Annotated in this window: 16 protein-coding genes and 1 pseudogene (1 of these 17 running past the window's edge); 13 read left to right on the top strand and 4 right to left on the bottom strand. The window is 45.3% G+C overall.

The window, feature by feature from the left end; all coding sequences use genetic code 11:
* The 6 genes and pseudogenes from A2048_04115 to A2048_04140 form a co-directional block, all read left to right on the top strand.
* Positions 1-419, top strand: a pseudogene (locus tag A2048_04115) (hypothetical protein); it begins 222 nt to the left of the window's first position.
* Positions 420-509: 90 nt separating this feature from the next.
* Positions 510-1,901, top strand: coding sequence for an NADP-dependent isocitrate dehydrogenase (locus A2048_04120; protein OGP08559.1), 1,392 nt, complete (start codon positions 510-512; stop codon positions 1,899-1,901).
* Between the two features lie 69 nt (positions 1,902-1,970).
* Positions 1,971-2,897 carry a malate dehydrogenase gene (locus A2048_04125; GenBank protein OGP08560.1) on the top strand — a complete coding sequence of 309 codons (927 nt, stop codon included), beginning with the start codon at positions 1,971-1,973 and terminating at the stop codon, positions 2,895-2,897.
* Positions 2,898-3,024: 127 nt separating this feature from the next.
* On the top strand, positions 3,025-3,702 hold the full coding sequence (locus tag A2048_04130; protein ID OGP08561.1) for a hypothetical protein: 678 nt from the start codon (positions 3,025-3,027) through the stop codon (positions 3,700-3,702).
* 8 nt (positions 3,703-3,710) lie between these two features.
* On the top strand, positions 3,711-5,387 hold the full coding sequence (locus A2048_04135; GenBank protein OGP08562.1) for a hypothetical protein: 1,677 nt from the start codon (positions 3,711-3,713) through the stop codon (positions 5,385-5,387).
* Between the two features lie 11 nt (positions 5,388-5,398).
* Positions 5,399-6,085, top strand: a complete 687-nt coding sequence (locus A2048_04140; GenBank protein ID OGP08563.1) for a hypothetical protein — start codon at positions 5,399-5,401, stop codon at positions 6,083-6,085.
* A 2-nt stretch (positions 6,086-6,087) separates the two neighbouring features.
* On the opposite strand, the gene A2048_04145 is transcribed toward A2048_04140, so the two are convergent.
* On the bottom strand, positions 6,088-6,339 hold the full coding sequence (locus A2048_04145) for a glutaredoxin 3 (GenBank protein ID OGP08564.1): 252 nt from the start codon (positions 6,337-6,339) through the stop codon (positions 6,088-6,090).
* Positions 6,340-6,451: 112 nt separating this feature from the next.
* Here A2048_04145 and A2048_04150 point away from each other — a divergent pair, with 112 nt between their 5' ends.
* The 3 genes from A2048_04150 (at position 6,452) to A2048_04160 (ending at position 10,217) form a co-directional block, all read left to right on the top strand.
* Complete coding sequence (locus A2048_04150) at positions 6,452-8,107, top strand: hypothetical protein (protein OGP08565.1); 1,656 nt, start codon at positions 6,452-6,454, stop codon at positions 8,105-8,107.
* A 43-nt stretch (positions 8,108-8,150) separates the two neighbouring features.
* A complete protein-coding gene (locus tag A2048_04155) occupies positions 8,151-9,269 on the top strand; it encodes a hypothetical protein (protein OGP08566.1) in 1,119 nt (372 codons plus the stop codon).
* Positions 9,270-9,392: 123 nt separating this feature from the next.
* Positions 9,393-10,217: a hypothetical protein gene (locus tag A2048_04160; protein OGP08567.1), complete on the top strand. Its 825-nt coding sequence runs from the start codon at positions 9,393-9,395 to the stop codon at positions 10,215-10,217.
* A 46-nt stretch (positions 10,218-10,263) separates the two neighbouring features.
* Here A2048_04160 and A2048_04165 read toward each other — a convergent pair whose 3' ends face one another.
* Together A2048_04165 and A2048_04170 are read right to left on the bottom strand one after the other, a co-directional pair.
* Positions 10,264-11,283, bottom strand: coding sequence for a hypothetical protein (locus A2048_04165; GenBank protein OGP08568.1), 1,020 nt, complete (start codon positions 11,281-11,283; stop codon positions 10,264-10,266).
* A gap of 52 nt (positions 11,284-11,335) precedes the next feature.
* Positions 11,336-12,484 (bottom strand): hypothetical protein, encoded by a 1,149-nt coding sequence (locus A2048_04170; GenBank protein ID OGP08569.1) that lies wholly within the window; start codon positions 12,482-12,484, stop codon positions 11,336-11,338.
* A gap of 181 nt (positions 12,485-12,665) precedes the next feature.
* Here A2048_04170 and A2048_04175 point away from each other — a divergent pair, with 181 nt between their 5' ends.
* Positions 12,666-13,913 carry a hypothetical protein gene (locus A2048_04175; GenBank protein ID OGP08570.1) on the top strand — a complete coding sequence of 416 codons (1,248 nt, stop codon included), beginning with the start codon at positions 12,666-12,668 and terminating at the stop codon, positions 13,911-13,913.
* Between the two features lie 196 nt (positions 13,914-14,109).
* On the opposite strand, the gene A2048_04180 is transcribed toward A2048_04175, so the two are convergent.
* Positions 14,110-15,477: a UDP-N-acetylglucosamine diphosphorylase/glucosamine-1-phosphate N-acetyltransferase gene (locus A2048_04180; GenBank protein ID OGP08576.1), complete on the bottom strand. Its 1,368-nt coding sequence runs from the start codon at positions 15,475-15,477 to the stop codon at positions 14,110-14,112.
* A gap of 122 nt (positions 15,478-15,599) precedes the next feature.
* On the opposite strand from A2048_04180, the gene A2048_04185 reads away from it, so the two are divergent.
* The 3 genes from A2048_04185 to A2048_04195 all read left to right on the top strand — a co-directional run bounded on the left by A2048_04185 (position 15,600) and on the right by A2048_04195 (position 17,364).
* Positions 15,600-16,394, top strand: coding sequence for a hypothetical protein (locus tag A2048_04185; GenBank protein ID OGP08571.1), 795 nt, complete (start codon positions 15,600-15,602; stop codon positions 16,392-16,394).
* A gap of 113 nt (positions 16,395-16,507) precedes the next feature.
* Positions 16,508-16,987 carry a hypothetical protein gene (locus A2048_04190; protein ID OGP08572.1) on the top strand — a complete coding sequence of 160 codons (480 nt, stop codon included), beginning with the start codon at positions 16,508-16,510 and terminating at the stop codon, positions 16,985-16,987.
* Between the two features lie 23 nt (positions 16,988-17,010).
* Entirely contained in the window at positions 17,011-17,364 is a 354-nt protein-coding gene (locus A2048_04195) for a hypothetical protein (protein OGP08573.1), read from the top strand.
* Positions 17,365-17,377: the final 13 nt, after the last annotated feature.

Raw genomic sequence — 17,377 nt, forward strand, 5'->3', positions numbered from 1 at the left:
TCAAGGATTTGTGTGTAGATCGTGGTGCTTTCGACCGCATTATGGCCGCTGGTGGTTATGTTTCAGTAGATACCGGAAGCGCTGTTGATGGAAATGCCATTCCCATTCCCAAAACCATTGCCGATGCGGCCTTTGATGCGGCTATTTGTATTGGATGTGGGGCGTGTGCCGCGGCATGCAAAAATGCTTCCGCTTATCTTTTTGTAGGAGCCAAAGTGACGCAACTGGCTCTGCTTCCGCAAGGGCAAGCCGAGCGCGAAAGACGTGTGGAACGCATGGTGGAACAAATGGAAAAGGAAGGGTTTGGTGCCTGCTCTAACGAAGGTGAATGTGAAGCGGTGTGCCCCAAGGAAATTTCCACCACACATATTTCCAAATTGATTCGTGAGTATCAAAGAACATTGCTTAAAGGTAATTGACCCCTCTCCCTAACCCTCTCCCCCAAGGGGAGAGGGGATTCCCCCCTCCCTTGAGGGGAGGGGGTGAGGGGGCGGGTGCAAATTAAGAATATGTCATCATTAAAAATTCCCGCCCATGGGCAAAAAATTTCCATTAAAAATGGGGTCCTTAGTGTCCCTGACAATCCCATCATTCCCTTTATTGAAGGCGATGGAACGGGGCCCGATATCTGGAATGCGTCCGTCATTGTATTTGATGCCGCAGTTGAAAAGGCCTACAAAGGAAAACGGAAATTGCAGTGGATGGAAGTGTTGGCGGGTGAAAAAGCCTTTAAACAAACAGGAAACTGGCTGCCGGATGAAACTTTGGAAGCTTATCGCGAATATCTTGTGGGGATTAAAGGCCCCCTGACAACTCCTATTGGCGGTGGTATTCGTAGCCTGAATGTGGCTCTTCGCCAGATTCTTGATTTGTACGTTTGCTTGCGCCCTGTGCGTTATTTTGCAGGGGTGCCCAGCCCAGTTAAAAAACCCGAAGATATCAATATCGTCATTTTCCGCGAAAATTCCGAAGACATTTATGCGGGAATTGAATGGCAAAGCGGCTCACCCGAAGCCAAAAAAATCATTGCCTTCCTTCAAAAAGAAATGGGCGTGAAAAAGATCCGTTTCCCGGAAACATCGGGCATTGGCATTAAGCCGGTTTCTTCCGAAGGCACCAAACGCCTTGTTCGATCGGCTTTGCAATATGCCCTTAAGCATAAACGCAGCAATTTGGCTTTTATCCACAAAGGCAACATCATGAAGTTTACTGAAGGCGCCTTTTGTGAATGGGGGTATGAGGTTGCCAAAAATGAGTTCCGAAACCAGATTGTCACCGAACGCGAAAGCTGGATTTTGGGTAACAAGGAAAAAAATCCGAATGTTTCTATTGAAGCCAATGCGGCTCTTGTGGAACCGGGCTATGATTTAATGGTTCCCGACAAGCAAAAATCGGTATGCCAAGAAGTGAAGAATACTTTGGATGCCATTTGGGAAACTCATGGTAGTGGCAAATGGAAGAAATTTCTTCTTGTTCGCGATGTCATTGCGGATATTTGCCTGCAACAAGTTTTAACGCGAGGCAAAGACTTCGACGTTGTCGCCACCATGAACTTAAATGGCGATTATCTCTCGGACGCGCTTGCCGCACAGGTAGGTGGTATCGGCATTGCGCCAGGGGCCAACATCAATTACGTGACCGGTCACGGAATTTTTGAAGCGACTCACGGAACAGCCCCCAAATATGCGGGACTTGATAAGGTAAACCCGGGTTCGGTGATTCTTTCAGGGGTGCTCATGCTTGAATACATGGGATGGCAGGAAGCAGCTGACCTTATTGTGAAGGGCTTGGGGAAGAGCATTACCAATAAGACCGTGACCTACGACTTTGAACGGCTTATGCCGGGGTCAAAGCTCTTGAAGTGTTCTGAATTTGGGAAAGAAATTGTGAAGAATATGTAATGTCCCTTCGACTCCGCTCAGGGACCATAGAGATGGTCGTTGAGCGGAGTCGAAACGACACAATTGAAAATGCGCAAGAAAATTTCATTAATCGGTGGTGGAAACATTGGTGGGGTTTTAGCCCAGCTTATTACTCAAAAAGAATTGGGAGACGTGGTTCTTTTTGATGTGGTGGAAGGGCTTCCCCAAGGAAAATGCCTGGATATTTGGGAAGCCACCCCTGTTTTGGGCAGCGATTCCAAATTAAAAGGGGCCAACGACTACAAAGAAATTGAAGGTTCGGATGTTGTTATTGTGACTGCCGGGCTGGCCCGTAAACCGGGAATGAGCCGGGATGATTTGTTGGCCAAAAATCTGGAAATCATGAAATCGGTGGCCACGGGCATTAAGCAGTATGCTCCCAAGGCTTTTGTTGTGGTTATTTCCAATCCTCTGGACGCCATGGTTTATACCATGAAAAAAATCACCGGTTTTCCCAAAAACCGTGTGGTGGGGATGGCCGGTGTTCTGGATTCGGCCCGCTTCCGCGCCTTTGTTGCCGAAGCCCTTTCGGTCAGTATTGAAGATGTGACGGCGCTAGTTCTTGGGGGGCATGGGGATGATATGGTTCCCATTATCCGTTTATGTACAATCAATGGCATGCCTTTAACCGAATTTTTATCCCCCGAAAAAATAGAAGCCATCGTTCAAAGAACACGGGTGGCCGGTGGTGAAGTGGTGAATCTTTTAAAAACGGGCAGCGCTTTCTTTTCTCCTGCGGCCTCAGCTATTTTGATGGTTGAAAGCCATTTAAAAGACAAAAAGCGGGTTTTAGCCTGTGCGGCCCTTCTTGAAGGAGAATATGGTGTGAATGGCTATTATGTGGGAGTGCCCGTGGTTGTTGGGGCCGGTGGTGTTGAAAAAGTAATGGAAGTTAAATTGACTGCGGATGAAAAGAAGTTGTTTGACGAATCTGTAGCTCATGTGAAAAGCTTGGTCGATTCGATCAAATTGTAAAAGGAATTACAAAACATGGTTCGACTGGCTTCAGCCAGAGGCTGATCCGCCTCTGACGGACACCATGTTCCCTTTTTACAACGAACTGAACCAAGACTGGACACCCTGAGCCAAGTCAAAGGGTGAAATGTCCTTGCAATCACGTTTTGCCCTTCGCCGCTTTCATTTTGTTTCAGGGGTCCTTCCATTTTTTCTCTTTGGATTCGTTTTTATCTTTCCCCTCTTTCTTTTTTTCAGACCCAACGGGGCATCCACTTACGATCAATTCAATCAATTTCTTGTCGTTATTCCTTTTTTCCGTTTTTTTGTCCTCGCTTTTATTGTAGGGCCCATTCTCTTTCATTTTATTTATGGTCTTGGGTTTGTTTTTTTGGGATCCACCTCGCTTAAAATTTATCCCCATTTTGCCAATCGGCGTTATTTTTGGAGAAAATTCAGTTTTTTACCGGCCATGCTCTATTTTTTAACCTGGTTTGTCCTGTTTTTGCCGGTGTTTTTTTTGGATGTGGAAAATCTGTCGTCCTGGCTTCTGGGTTGGTATGAAAAAGAATCTGTTTGTTTCATCCATTTGGTAGGATCTTTTTTCTTTTTTGGGTATTTTTGGGCAGAGATTTTAAGTGGATTCATTCAGGGAGGGGGGCTGGTTTCTCCTGTTATCCAAAAAAAATGGGCCTGGGCCAGTTTGATATTGTTTTCTTTTCTCTTTTTACTTTATGCTTTTCTCATCTTGCGTTTGTATTATCATTACGCGCAACCGCCCTGGTTTTTGGATCTTGTTTTTAAGCTGATGCAAATGGTGGTGTAAAAAAAATAATGTCCCCTCAACCCCACATTATAGTCGTTGGTGCCGGTATTTCCGGAATGATGAGTGCCTTAACTCTTTTGGAAGAGGGGGTTAACGTAACTCTTCTTTCATTTTCCAAAAAAGGAAAGAGTGACGGGCTTTCAACACGTTTCGGGTTTTCTGCCTCTGGAAAAGAAGACGAAATTTTAGCCCATCAACAAGAAACCCTGAGTGCCGGTGAATTTTTAGTCAATACGACCTTTGTTTCTGAAATGGTAAAAAATGCTTTTTCTCTGGGACAAAAACTTCAAAAATGGGGTGTCCCCTTTGCGTGCGAAGAAGATGGAAGTTTTCAGCATTTTTTGGGGGAAGGGCAAAAACAATCTCGCACTTTGCATGCGGGGTTAACGACGGGTTTTTATATAACCAAGACTTTAGAAGCTCGCTTGAAAGCCTATGAAGCAGATGGGCTTTTAAAACATGATGAAGAATGGGAATTTTTATCGCTTATCAAAAATAGCCATGGGAGAGCCTGCGGTTTGGTGGCGCAATCAAGAAAGAATTTTGAAATAAAATCGTTTGCCTTTGATGCGGCTATTTTTTGTACGGGGGGTATCGGAGGTTTGTTTCAAACCACTACCCAACCCGCCCATGCCTGCGGTGTGGCCGTTTCCCGTTTATGGCAAGAGGGTGCCCTGCTTGCCAATCCGGAATTTATTCAGTGGCATCCTTTCTGCCTTGAACATGCGGGGCAATACATAGGCATGGGAGGGTTGGCCAGAAAAGAAAACGCCCGTTTTTTTGTGACACGTGCGGGTAAGCCCTTTTATCTTTTTGAAGAATTATATCCCGCTTATAAAAACAGTCTTCCTTCGCTTGTGGCCCTGCGCACTTTAAAAAAATATTTCAAGACAGAGGACTTGGGCTGCCAGGCTGATTTTTCTTCTGCCAGAAAAGATTTTTTTAAGGAGGGTGGGGCTCTTTTAGGTTCTCTTAATTCTGGGCGGCCATTTTTTGTGAAGCCTGCCGTGACTTATTGGCCGGGTGGGTTGTGGGTGGACCAAACCATGCAGACAAGCCTTGCCGGTGTTTTTGCCGCGGGGGAATGCCAATATCAGGGGCATGGAGCCAATGCCTTGGAAGACAATATTCTCCTTTCGAGTCTTTTTTCCGGTGTCAAGGCGGCCAAAGGGGCTGCCGCCTATATTGCCGCCGAGGGGGTTTCAGATTCAATTTCCCAAAAGATACAAAATGATGAAGAAGCCCGCCAAAGAAATATTCAAGATGAATTCTTAAACCGTTCCGGGCGTGAAAATCCATGGGCTTTATTTTCTGATTTAAAACAAGATTTAAGTGATGGATTGGGGCTTGTAAGGGATTTACGAAAACTTCAAACAACTCAATCCAAAGTTTTGGAATTAAAAGAAAAATGTGATCAGGTTTTTATTCCCGACAAAAATATTCATGCCAATGATTCTTATTTGATGGCCCGGGCCATCAAAGACATGGTGTTGTTGGGGCAGGGGTTGATTGCGGCAAGTATTGCCCGCAAGGAATCGCGCGGATGGCATTATCGTTCTGATTTTCCCCGTGGGGATGATGACCATTTCATGAAAATATCCCGCGTTGTTTATGATGAAAAACAGGGACCGGTTGTTGGATATGAAGATGTAGGGGACTGGCAAAATAAATTGTCGGTGGCCTAAGCGGAAGAAACATGAAAAAACTTTTCAAAATAAAACGTCAGGATAGTCCCGAAGGGCAGAATTACTGGGAAGAATTTGAGATGGTCTTGCCCGTTGGGGCTACTTTGATCCAGGTTTTGGAGCAGATACGCCTTCGACCGATTACCGTAAACCAACAAGCCGTAAACCCTGTGGCGTGGGACTCTTGTTGCCATCAGGCCATTTGTGGATCATGCGCCATGACGGTAAATGGGCGGCCTGTTCTTGCATGCTCCACCGTTGTTGAAGATCTCCCCGAACCCGTGGTGGTCGAGCCCCTTTCCTCTTTTGGTGTGATGCGTGATTTGGTGGTGACTTTCGATGGGGCGCGGCAAGTTGCGTTTCTCGATGGGGCGCGGCAAGCGGCGCCCCTACGGAACGTTACACCAACCCCCTGCATTGATTGCAATGTCTGCATGGAGGCTTGCCCGCAGTATGGGAATTCGGACTATGTGGGGCCCAAAGTTTTGTACCAAATGGCGGAAGGTTTAAAGCAGGGGTTGGAAACAAGGCTGGCCACGTCGGTGATAAAATCTTTGATGAATGAGGGGGGAGTCGATGATTGCCAAAACGCCCAAAACTGTGTCCAGGTTTGTCCTCAAAAACTGCCACTGACAGAATCGATTGCTTATTTAAAAAGAGAGGTTGCTATTCAGGCGTTTAAGGAGCTTTTCAGGTAATTTTACACCAACATCCCATCCAATTTTCCTTCCTGATCCAGTTCCGACAATTCCTGAAACCCCCCGATCGATTTATCATTAATGAAAATCTGTGGCACCGTTCTTTGCCCGGTGACCTGGGTGAGCCATTTTCTTTTGGTCTGGTCCTCTTCAACATTTATTTCCTGGTAGGGGATGCCTTTTGAATGAAGCAGGTTTTTGGCCGCTTTGCAGTAGGGGCAGGAATTGGTGGTGTAAATGATGACAGAAGCCATAAGTGGCAAATATCTTTTTTAATCCCCTGGCATCAAGTGGATTTTTCAATAAAAAGAGTTTTATGGGATCAAAGAATATGAATTTATTCAACATTTTTTAGGGTAAGACAATTTGCCCTTTTCTGTCCAAGAAACACAACTTTTTTTCAAAACTGCCGAAGTAAAAGGCACTATGGGTACACTTTTAAATTTTCCTTCTTTTCGTCCTTCACCCGCTTTTCGGCCTACAGTAGGTCTCTTCCGACCACATCGGGCTCAGCCAGGGTTTAGGTCCCAGGGGCATCATCCGTCTTCTCCCGCTGATCTTGTGTCCCCTCAATCACGAAGACCTCATGAAGAAGCAGTAAGTCAAGCTGCGGGCATGGCCCCAGTGGATGCTTTTGGTGGGCTTACTGCAGGGCAGCAATTGTTGAAAGTTGTCAATCTTGGTAGCGGTCCGGTGGCACATCTAGGATCTGGCACAGATGATCGAGGTCCTATAGTTTTTACTTTAGGAGCGACAACTGGTGGTGGAAAAGGAGGAAAAGGGGCTAAAGGAAAAACAGCTGTGGTTCCAGTTTCCCCTGCTTCTGTACCAGCCGCTGCACCGGTTTTCCCTGAACTTGATTTAGAAGTGGTGAAGGCCACTTTGCGGCGCATTCAACCGGAAGATTATGCAGGTGGTTATGATCTTGGGAATCGCCTTAGCTGGGTGCTAAAAAGGGGCTTAGAGGGAACTCTTCGTCAATTTTTGGATATTGCCGGTGATGAAGTTTCTTCTTCTGAATTACCTCCGGAGCTTCCATATCTTGCCTTAGCAACTTTTGATTATAACAAAGGCAAAGGTTGCATAACTTTATCTGAGTTTCTTGAAAGATTTAGAATTGTTCACGCCCTTTATTATGGATATCAAAGTGCTCTTGATCGTCTTCTTTTATCAGCGGATTATGAACTCGATCCCATTTTTGGAACCGCAGAAGGTGATCCGGAGGCATGGGAAATTAATGACAGGGCCCTTGATGAACGAATTATGGGCACTCTTCTTTCAAAGAGTGAATTAGTCACCAGAGTTTTTAGCCGGGATTCGACTTTTGAAAACAGGTTGATTGCAGCCGGATTTGTGCACAGGGTGGCAAATGAAGAGGTTGTTGTCGAGACTGGTGATGCCAAAGAAGTGATAGCTGTTACTCCCGAAAAAGTTACAGTCGCTTTTCCAGAAACTCCCGGCCCAGCTCCAGATTTTTCTGGGCGAAAAGGCCAACCCCCTTCCGTTTCTCGTCGTCCATCCGTATGGTTTGGGGGTACTGGTTATCAGGCTGTGGAGGACGCTCCTGTTCCTACCTTTAGAAGGCCTGGTCAAGGGGGCATTGTTTCATCAAGTGTTTTAGCATCTTCTCGCCATGCAGGAAGACCTCCGCTGCCATCGGCCCCTGTTGGTAGGCGCGAAGAAAGAATAGATGATACTACATGGGCGGCGATTCGATGGCTTGCGGACAGTGTCAAGGTTGAACCAGAAACTATAAAAAATAGAAGGCTTACGTTAGACAATGCCAGCCGTATAAGAGCGACCCTTAGGGAGCTAACAAGTCAACTTGATGAAAGAGGACGTACTTCACACCTCAATCATCGTGCTACTTTGGCAAATCTTGCGGCCAGACCGGATATAGAGTTAGTGGCTCCAGCTACAGTAGCTGAGCTTGTGGTTTTAGCGGCCGACTTGAGAAGGGAAAGAGTGATTGGAGCCCACGATCATCGTTACGACCGTCAGTCCCATCCTCGTTTTCGGTAAAAACTCTTGTTTGCCCCCTTAAGCTTCTATATAACTTAAGGCCATGCCGCATTTGGATTTAATTTTAGGGGGCTTGGTTGTTGTTTTTGGTTTGGGTTTCTTTTTTTCCTTGTTTCGAAAGCCCCCAGCAATTCCCCCACAAGATCTTTCCCCCCAATTTTTAAGCCTTCAACAGCATATTGCCGAGTTGCAAAGCCAAATGCAGCAGAATGTGACCCACAATAACCAGTTCATCCATCAACAATTGGGGCAAGTCAGCCAGCAAGTGCAAGAAAGGTTGGGGCAAACAGTTAAAGCCTCCACCGACATGACCCAAAGTTTGAACGAACGCATGGACAATGCCGCGCGCGTGTTTGGTGATTTACAAAACAGATTGGGAAAACTGGGAGAGGCCAACGAAAAAATATTTAATTTGGGCAAAGACATCAGTTCGCTTCAGGAGATTTTGCGCAACCCCAAGGCACGGGGTGGATTGGGGGAAATTATTCTGGAGCGTGTGTTGGCTGAAATGTTTCCGCGGGACCGGTTTGAAGTTCAATATTCTTTCAAAAATAACGAAAAGGTCGATGCGGTTATTAAACTTGGGGATCATTTACTTCCCATCGACTCCAAATTTCCCCTTGAAAATTTCAAGCGTATTTTGGCTACCGAAGATGAGACGGAAAAAATACGGAACAAGAAAATGTTTTGTGTGGATGTCAAAAAACACATCGATGCCATTGCCCGCAAATATATTTTGCCCGATGAAGGCACTTTTGATTTTGCCTTCATGTACATCCCTTCCGAAAATATTTTTTATGAAGTGATTATTCGCGATGATGATTTAAGCCAGGAAGAATCGCTGCATGCCTATGCCTTAAAAAAACGGGTGATCCCTGTTTCGCCCAACGGCTTTTATGCTTATTTGGGGGCGCTGATGCATGCGCTTCGGGGCGAAAACATGCAAAAAAATATCCTTGAGATAACCTCCCAAATACGCCAATTAAGTGTTGAGTTGGATCGGTTTAAAGGTGATTTCGAAAAAGTCGGTTTCCATTTAAACAATCTTAAAACCAGCTATGAAAGCGCCGAAAAAAGATTGGGACGCTATTCGGATAAAATGCAGGGGATTGATGAAGTAGGGGCTTTTGAACCCCAAGCGCAGGTGAAATTGATATCGTAATATTATTAAAATCCCCCCTCCCTTGAGGGGAGGGGGTAAGGGGGAGGGTGAGCCCGTGATCACCCTCTCCCTTACCCTCCCCCCTCCTAGGGGGAGGGGATTATTTGTGTCATATAAATATTCATGGCCTCAAAAAACACATTCACTATTTTTGCCATATCGGATGCCACCGGTGATCTGGCTATTAACTTGGCCACATCAGCTTCGCGCCAATTCACCAATGTCAAAACCGAGATTGTGCGGAAAATCCGCATTACCACCGATGAAAAAATCCGCAAGGTGGTTGAAGAAGCCAAGAATCGTCAGGCCGTCATTTTATTCACCATGGTGTCACAAAAAATGCGCCGCGCCCTTTTAGAAGAGGCTCAAAAACAGAATGTTGTGGCCATGGATGTGATGGGCCCGGTTCTTGAGATGCTTTCGCATTATTTTCATGACCTGCCAAGCGATGAACCCGGTCTTCAATACAAGGTGACCATGGACTACTACAAACGCATTGAGGCCATGGAATTTACCGTGCGTCATGATGAGGGGCTGGGCCTTGATACCATTGACCATGCCGATATTGTATTGTTGGGGATTTCTCGCACCTCAAAAACGCCCTTGTCCGTTTATCTGGCTTATCACGGGTATCGGTGTGCCAACGTGCCCATTGTCATGGGCCAGCCCATTCCTGAAAAAATTTATGGCCTCGACAAGAAAAAATTGATCGGCCTTGTCATATCACGCGAACAATTGGTGTCGCGTCGAGTCAACCGCCTGCAAGCCATGGGCCGCCCGCAAAACGAAGATTACGCGCAAGAATCCAATGTCGATAATGAACTCCAATACGCCCAAGACATATTCAAGAAACTAGGGGACATCCGCACGGTGGATGTCACTGGCAGGGCGATGGAAGAAATTGCCATTGAGGTGATGAGTGGGTTGGGTGTGGCGACTAATGCCTGATTAATCTAAACCAAGTCAAAATTTCTTGTTGTAATAAGGCTAAAAACTATCCCATTTTCTTGGTGGCCTCGATAACCCAAACATAGCCTTGATAACCACCCTTTATTTGAAGAAGAAGTGATGTAACAATAAAATATTTCATCAGCGTGTCCACGTCAGCTTCCATGGAAATTTGACTCACCACCACATCGTCTCCAAAAACTTCACGGACACTTTGAACTATATTTTCGTGAATGACCTCAATTCGTTGACGAAGCTTTTCCTGAAAACGAGGGAAACGTTCAAGGGTAGATGATGCCCCCACCATTCTTTCCAGGATACATCGAGCCAAAGATGTTTCAGTCCCCTCAATGGCCGAAAGTGTTTCCGTCACGATGATTAGTTTGCCTGATTCCTCCAAAACAGAGGCATATTCCTTGATAAGTTCTTTTTGAGCTGTCCCATGGGGAGCTATAAGGTAAACGGTATTCACCAAGCTCTCCCCTCGAAGGCAGGAAAAAGCACTTTGTAAGCTTTCTTGGTAATAGAAATAATTATTTCCTTCAGGGAAAAAAGAGGGAGTTAAAAGCATGGGCCTTTTTTCGATGCCCACAATAAAAGCATCGGGATAAAGAAAAGAAGCCTCAGCAATTTCGCGTGGTCTGGTGCCACATCCTATAAAAACCAAAACAGGTTTTCCTTGACTCTTGGCTTCACGGATTTTTGCCTCCAAAAGGCGGCTTGCCCCCTCTTCCCCCAATTTTTGGGCATCCACAAAGGGGGCTTCTTTGGGAATATTCAAAGCTTTTAGATGAGTGGCCACATGACGTCTGGCTCGAAGACGTGACAACTGATGATGGGCATAGGCTAAGGCAAAACCGAGAGGGCTCTCCCTTTTTTCTCGGGTGGAAGAGTCTGCATAGGATGAAGCTGAATTTGTTGCTTGAGGAGTAGCTGTAGAATGGACTGTTGGATGAATCGTTTGAGCTGGTTGGAAACGAGAATGGTTGCGAACCAATGGTCCTAAAAAAGGCAATCGAACAGCACCTTGGAAACTTCTTCTGATAATAGGAGAAAGTAAACCCATCGATACAAAGGTCATCGGCCCTTTTTAAAAAAAGTTGCCAAACACAAAAATTTTACCGATGCATCCACATGGCACTACGCGCCAAAGGTCCGCCCAATGAAAAAGCTCTTCTTGCAGCACCCGTATTAAAAAGCCCCATGCTTCTATGACCAGAAAAGGTCAAGCGCTGACCCGGATGAGAGAGTGAGGAACCATGTTTTATGCCTAAATCAGCATCGCCATCTGATTTGGCATTGCCAGATGTTACAGGTTTTATAATCTCAAAGTGATTGGCGGCAGTAGTTCTACAATGTGGTGATGGCGGCATCTTGGGTGCAAGGGCTTGTGTGTCGATGGGTTCCAAATCCAAACCACTCGTTAAGCTTTGGGCTTCCATCATCACTCGTGCCCCATTGGGGAGTGTTCCCATATTTAAAGCTTCGGTGAAATCGACATCGCTAGGCTCACGGGCCAAAACTCTTCTCAAAACGTCGGGAGATGCGAAAACATTCCACGTTCGTGTCCTTAACATACTATCTATTTGAGCCGTGGTAACTCTGTCGCCCGGTTTTTCGGGAAAAAGTTCTTCATCGGGTTTTAAATACTCATCCCATTCTTTTATTGTAAGCCCCAACTCAGTGGCCAAAGCCTCTTTGAGTGTTTCTATAAAGCGAGTCCATTGTCCTTTTTTAATCTGATTAGGTGTATGACGATTTGCTAAAGGCGTATTTTCTGAATAAAAAGCAAAGACAGCTCCTGTAAATAATTCCTCAGCTTTCTGTAAAAGATCAAAATTAGTTTCTAAATCATTTCGTAAAACCACATAGGCATAAAAGGCGATTCTTAAATGTTCACGGTCATGTTCGAAGGGATTGTCCGGTTGTGTGGCTTGGGCCATGGCTAAAAGTTGCTCGTGAAGAAAGTTTCTTCGGGAAATATCGTTAGTCAATTCGGCTGGGTTGAAACTATAAACCCCTTCATATCCATGAATATCCCCAAAGCGTCTGGCTGCGTTTTCTAGCCCGTTATCATCAGTTTCAGTAGCAGTCGGAATGAAGGAGGCGTATTCCTGTAAAAAAACCGTGAACAGATTTGTTCTAAACTCGGCAGCCGAGATTTCAGGTGAAGGGGCAATGGCCCCATCGGGCTGGGTTGAATCTCTAAGAAGCCCTGTTTCAACTAAATATTGGTGCAATGCAGATGCTAAAGAAATTTCTGTCATAGTCTCTCCTTAAATAAAAATGGATGCTTCCTTATCGTCTTTGATTTAAAAAGGTTGCTAGCAAATGGGGGAAGTTTTTTAAATAAAAGTTCAGCATTTAGGGGTATTATCATATTTACTTTTTTTAGCCATAATGGAAAAAAGTATTTACTTTTTTTAGGGCATCTATAAAATAATCATCATGTATCCTCGTTTTCTGGAATGTCTTTTGATCGACCCTGAAATAAAAGGGGCTATGGCTTTTATTGCCGGGCCTAGGCAGGTGGGCAAGACCACTTGTGCCAAAAACTGGCTCGAAAAAAAGGGGGGGGTCTATGTCAACTGGGATGATGAAGCCACGCGACGCAGATATCGCCAGGATTCCCATTTTTTTGAATCTGAATTGAGGCAATCAGGGCCAAAATCAGGCCTCGTTTTGGATGAAATTCACAAGATCCCCAAGTGGAAGACGCTCATCAAGGGTTATTACGACACCTTGGGGACTGAGTTTGATCTGCTAGTGACAGGCAGTGCCCGTTTGGAATATTTTCATCAAAGCGGGGATAGCATGCTGGGGCGTTATCATCTTTTGCATATGTCTCCGCTTGTTCCCCATGAGGTTTTGGGAAAGGTGAAGAAAAAATCATCGCTTGTCATCGATTTTTCTTCTCCAGTTCAAAAATTTATCGAACAAAAGATGGTTTTGCCGGATGCTTTATCGACCCTTATTGATTTTTCAGGCTTTCCGGGTATTTATCAAAAACAATCGCAACGCGCGCTGAATCTGTGGCACAGGGAATATCGCCAAAGATTGATTCGTGAAGACCTGCACGATTTAACACGTATCATTGACTATTTAAGGGCCGAGCATCTGTATGATTTGCTTCCCCACCGTGTGGGATCGCCTCTTTCCCTGAATTCCCTTAGGGAAGACTTAAATGCTTCGCACGAGGCCATCCGTCTTTTGATGGCTGCTTTTGAGAAATTATATATTCTTTTTCATATCAAACCTTATTTTAAAAAGGTGGCTTATAGTCTTAAGAAAGAGCCCAAAATTTATTTTTATGATTGGACCCAAATTCCTGATGCCGGGGCCCGTTTTGAAGATTTTATAGCTGTTCAGTTAAAAGCCTTTTGTGATTTTGTCAGTGATGGGGGTTGGGCTTCTTTGGAGCTTTTTTATTTGCGGACCAAACAAAAACGCGAGGTTGATTTTTTGGTGGTGAAAGACAAAAAACCATGGATGATGGTAGAAGTGAAGAACGGGGAGGGATCCTACACCAAAACCAGTCTGGATTATTTTCATCAGTTGCTTAAACCCGAAGTCAGTGTGTGTGTATCCGCCGAACCAGGAATCTTTAAGAAGGTAAGTCCCAACCAGTGGAACCTTTCAGCAGTCCGTTTCATGAATCTTTTGTGGGAACGTGTTGGTTTTTCAGCTAGCCCCTAATGTGTCTGGTGAAAAAGTTAATTTCGAACTTCGTCATGCTTGCATGTTACGAGTAAGATTAACCAACGTTTGTCATGCCGGACTCGATCCGGCATCTCCCGGTATACTCGGGAGATGCCGGATCAAGTCTACGATGACAGGAAGCATACCCCGGACCTTTGATTCCTTGATCTTTTGATGCCACTTAAAGGAACAATTATTTCTTTTTCCAACGAGGCAATTCTCTTTGTGGAACGCGCGTCAGGGCCAGGCTTCCTGCTTTGACGTTTTTGGTGATGGTGGAACCAGCGCCGATATAGGCATTTTTGCCCACGCGCACGGGGGCGACAAACTGGGTATCGCTACCGACAAAGACACCGTTTTCGAGGACGGTTTTGTATTTGTTGATGCCATCGTAATTGCAGGTGATGGTGCCGGCGCCGATGTTTACTTTTTTCCCGACTTGGGCATCCCCAATGTAACTAAGGTGGTTTACTTTGGAGCCTTCGCCGATGGTGGACTTTTTAGTTTCGACAAAATTGCCGATTTTGGAACCTTTTTTAAGAACAGTGCCCGGCCGCAGATGGGCAAAGGGACCGCAGGTGACATTTTCATCCAGCCTCGATTCTGAAATATAACAATACGCCTTAAGATGAACCCCCTTTCCTATTTTTGAATCGGTAATCCAGCATCCAGGTTCAATAACAGTATTGTTGCCAAGGGTTGTCTTGCCTTGAAGATAGCAGGGGCCAAAAAGAGTGATGCCTTGTCCAAGTTTTACATGGGGCCCGATGAAAACGGTTTCCGGTGATAAAATTTTAATTCCTTGCTCCATGGCCCTTTGGCAGCGTTGTTGGTAAATATTTTTTTCAACTTCAGCCAATTGAATTTGGGAATTCACCCCCAACACTTCTTGCTCGTTATGAATGCAAACAACGGCCACGGGCCTATTTAGTTTACCGGCCACATTCACCAGATCGGTCAGGTAATATTCTTTTTGAACATTGTTGGTGGATAATTCCTTGATGGCCTGTTTTAAAAAGGAGGTGTTAAAAACATACACTCCTGCATTCATCTCACGGATTTTCTTTTGTTCCTCATTAGCGTCTTTGGCTTCAATGATGCGAAGGGGAGTGCCATCTAAATTGCGCAACACGCGTCCATACTCCTGCCGCCCATTGGTGATGCAGGTTAAAAAACTCATCACGGCATCTTTTTGCCTGTGTTCATCTAAAAGCGTTTGAATGGTGGCGTGGTTTACCAAGGGCATGTCCCCGCATAAAACCAGCACATCGCCATCCCCTTTTATTTTAGGAAGAGCCACCATCACGGCATGTCCCGTACCCCGTGGAGGGTCTTGCACCACATAATTCATTTTTCCCTTAAAATTTTCTTTTAGGGCTTTTTTGATTTCGGTGTGTTTTTTTGGGGCAACTAGCACAATGTTTGATTTAAAGCTGTGAGCCAAACCCACGGGGTAAGCAATAAGGGGAAGCCCCCCAGCTTCATGCAAAATTTTGGGTTTTGCCGATTTCATGCGTGTGCCGCGACCTGCAGCAAGAATAATAGTAGTAAGTTGTGGCATAAGGAAATTATTGGGTAGGGGCGAACCCATGTGTTCGCCCGCTAGGATTGATACCCGACCCATTTCACGTTTGTCAATTTTTAGTATTGAGTTTCTTTTTTGGTCAGTTTAACAACGAGGCCATGTTTCGTTTTTTTCTGTTTTTTATCCCCTACGCTCGTTGGCTTCGGGGACGAGTCTTGCCGGGTCAAAACCCCGTGGCTTGCCACGGAATCTTGGGTCCAGGGCTTGCCCTGGGGTGCATACCATTGATCCCCCTTATTTTCATCGCTTGTACCCCTTCGACCAAATATTCGGTTAAAACCTGTCCGCAAATTACCGGAGCTCAAAATCTCATCCGCATGGCCGAAGAAGAGGTGGATCAGGCGCTTAATCTGAATGTTGCTGATGAAAAAATTCGCCATATCAAACTGGGGCTGGCCTATGCCGAAGATTGTGTGAGGCGTTATTCTAATGAGGCGGGATGTTATTACTATCGTGCCGTGGCGCGTGGGCTGTATTTACAGGCTGTTCCCTTTAAATATCAAAAAAAATTGCGATGGATGGTATCCGATGCCCAAAAAGTTCTTGAGCTTGATCCACGTTATGAAAAAGGAGGTGCGCATCGGATTTTGGGAAATATTTATCTTAAAGTTCCCTCTTTTTCGCTTAAAAAAGAGCCCATCACCAAAGATGTCGATAAAGCCCATACCCATGCTCAAAAAGCCTTGGAAGTAAATTCTAAAGAAAAAGGCAACAAGCTCTTGATAGCGGAAGTTCTTTTTGAACAAGAAAATTACGATGAGGCACGCAACTATTTGGAACCTTTGGTTCAAGAATTTTCGCAGTTGGGAACATTAACCATTTCAGAAAAAGAGGACCAAAAAACGGCAGAAAAACTTTTAACCAAGGCGCAAAAGAGGTTGACAAAGAAATAAACCCGTTATCGAATCGTTAAAAATTAGCTTGAAGGAGTCAGGAGCCAGGAATCAGTAGTCAGTAGTTTTTATGCTGACTACTGACTCCTGAATTCTGAATCCTTTCCCCCATCATGGCCAGCATCAACAAAGTCATTCTTATCGGAAACCTGGGGCAAGACCCCGAAGTGCGCTACACTGCCGGCGGGCAGGCCGTCGCCACGCTCAACATTGCTACCAACGAACGTTGGTTGGATAAAAAGACCAACCAATGGCAGGACCGCACTGAATGGCACCGTGTCATTGTATGGGGCAAGCAGGCAGAAAACTGCAAAGAATATTTAAGCAAGGGCCGCCCGGTTTACATTGAAGGCCGCCTTCAAACCCGCAAATGGGAAGACAAACAGGGCCAAACCAAATACACCACTGAAATTGTCGCCCAAACCGTGCAATTTTTGGGGAGCCGTGAAAGTGGTAGCCGCGGGATGACAAATTCTGATTATCCGGCTGAATCCCAAGGTTCTTCCGATTCTCCCAGCTCTGCCCCCGCTTCTTCATCAGGATCTTCCAACGAACCCCCTCCCTTTGATTCGGAGGATGATATTCCGTTTTAAATGATTCATTCCAAGATTATTTTTTGAATGGTTCGTGTTTTTTAAATGAGGAAAAGTCAGACGAAAAGTCAGACCAGACGAAAAGTCAGACAGGACGAAAAGTCAGACCGAAAAGTCAGACAGACCGAAAAGTCAGACGGAAAGCAAGGAAAAGTCAGACCAAGGAAAAGTCAGACGGAAAGAAAAAACAGGGAAAGTCAGACGGAAGCAGGAAAGACGGGAAAAGTCAGACGGAGGACGAGGAAAAGTCAGACCGGAGGGAAAAGTCAGACGGAGGAGCGGAGAGGAAAGGAAAGAAAAGAAAAGTCAGACAAGAAAAGTCAGAAAGAAAAGTCAGACGGAGCACTTATCAAGAGGATGAGGTAAACGCAGGCTAAAATTTTTTATTTT

The sequence above is a fragment of the Deltaproteobacteria bacterium GWA2_45_12 genome (assembly GCA_001797365.1).
Lineage (GTDB): Bacteria > UBA10199 > UBA10199 > UBA10199 > UBA10199 > UBA10199.

What these genes read in the sequence shown, in the direction of transcription:
- A2048_04120 (OGP08559.1), top strand. Translation starts at nt 510, where the DNA reads ATGTCATCATTAAAAATTCCCGCCCATGGGCAAAAAATTTCCATTAAA.
- A2048_04125 (OGP08560.1), top strand. Translation starts at nt 1,971, where the DNA reads ATGCGCAAGAAAATTTCATTAATCGGTGGTGGAAACATTGGTGGGGTT.
- A2048_04130 (OGP08561.1), top strand. Translation starts at nt 3,025, where the DNA reads ATGTCCTTGCAATCACGTTTTGCCCTTCGCCGCTTTCATTTTGTTTCA.
- A2048_04135 (OGP08562.1), top strand. Translation starts at nt 3,711, where the DNA reads ATGTCCCCTCAACCCCACATTATAGTCGTTGGTGCCGGTATTTCCGGA.
- A2048_04140 (OGP08563.1), top strand. Translation starts at nt 5,399, where the DNA reads ATGAAAAAACTTTTCAAAATAAAACGTCAGGATAGTCCCGAAGGGCAG.
- A2048_04145 (OGP08564.1), bottom strand. Translation starts at nt 6,339, where the DNA reads ATGGCTTCTGTCATCATTTACACCACCAATTCCTGCCCCTACTGCAAA.
- A2048_04155 (OGP08566.1), top strand. Translation starts at nt 8,151, where the DNA reads ATGCCGCATTTGGATTTAATTTTAGGGGGCTTGGTTGTTGTTTTTGGT.
- A2048_04160 (OGP08567.1), top strand. Translation starts at nt 9,393, where the DNA reads ATGGCCTCAAAAAACACATTCACTATTTTTGCCATATCGGATGCCACC.
- A2048_04165 (OGP08568.1), bottom strand. Translation starts at nt 11,283, where the DNA reads ATGGGTTTACTTTCTCCTATTATCAGAAGAAGTTTCCAAGGTGCTGTT.
- A2048_04170 (OGP08569.1), bottom strand. Translation starts at nt 12,484, where the DNA reads ATGACAGAAATTTCTTTAGCATCTGCATTGCACCAATATTTAGTTGAA.
- A2048_04175 (OGP08570.1), top strand. Translation starts at nt 12,666, where the DNA reads ATGTATCCTCGTTTTCTGGAATGTCTTTTGATCGACCCTGAAATAAAA.
- A2048_04180 (OGP08576.1), bottom strand. Translation starts at nt 15,477, where the DNA reads ATGCCACAACTTACTACTATTATTCTTGCTGCAGGTCGCGGCACACGC.
- A2048_04185 (OGP08571.1), top strand. Translation starts at nt 15,600, where the DNA reads ATGTTTCGTTTTTTTCTGTTTTTTATCCCCTACGCTCGTTGGCTTCGG.
- A2048_04190 (OGP08572.1), top strand. Translation starts at nt 16,508, where the DNA reads ATGGCCAGCATCAACAAAGTCATTCTTATCGGAAACCTGGGGCAAGAC.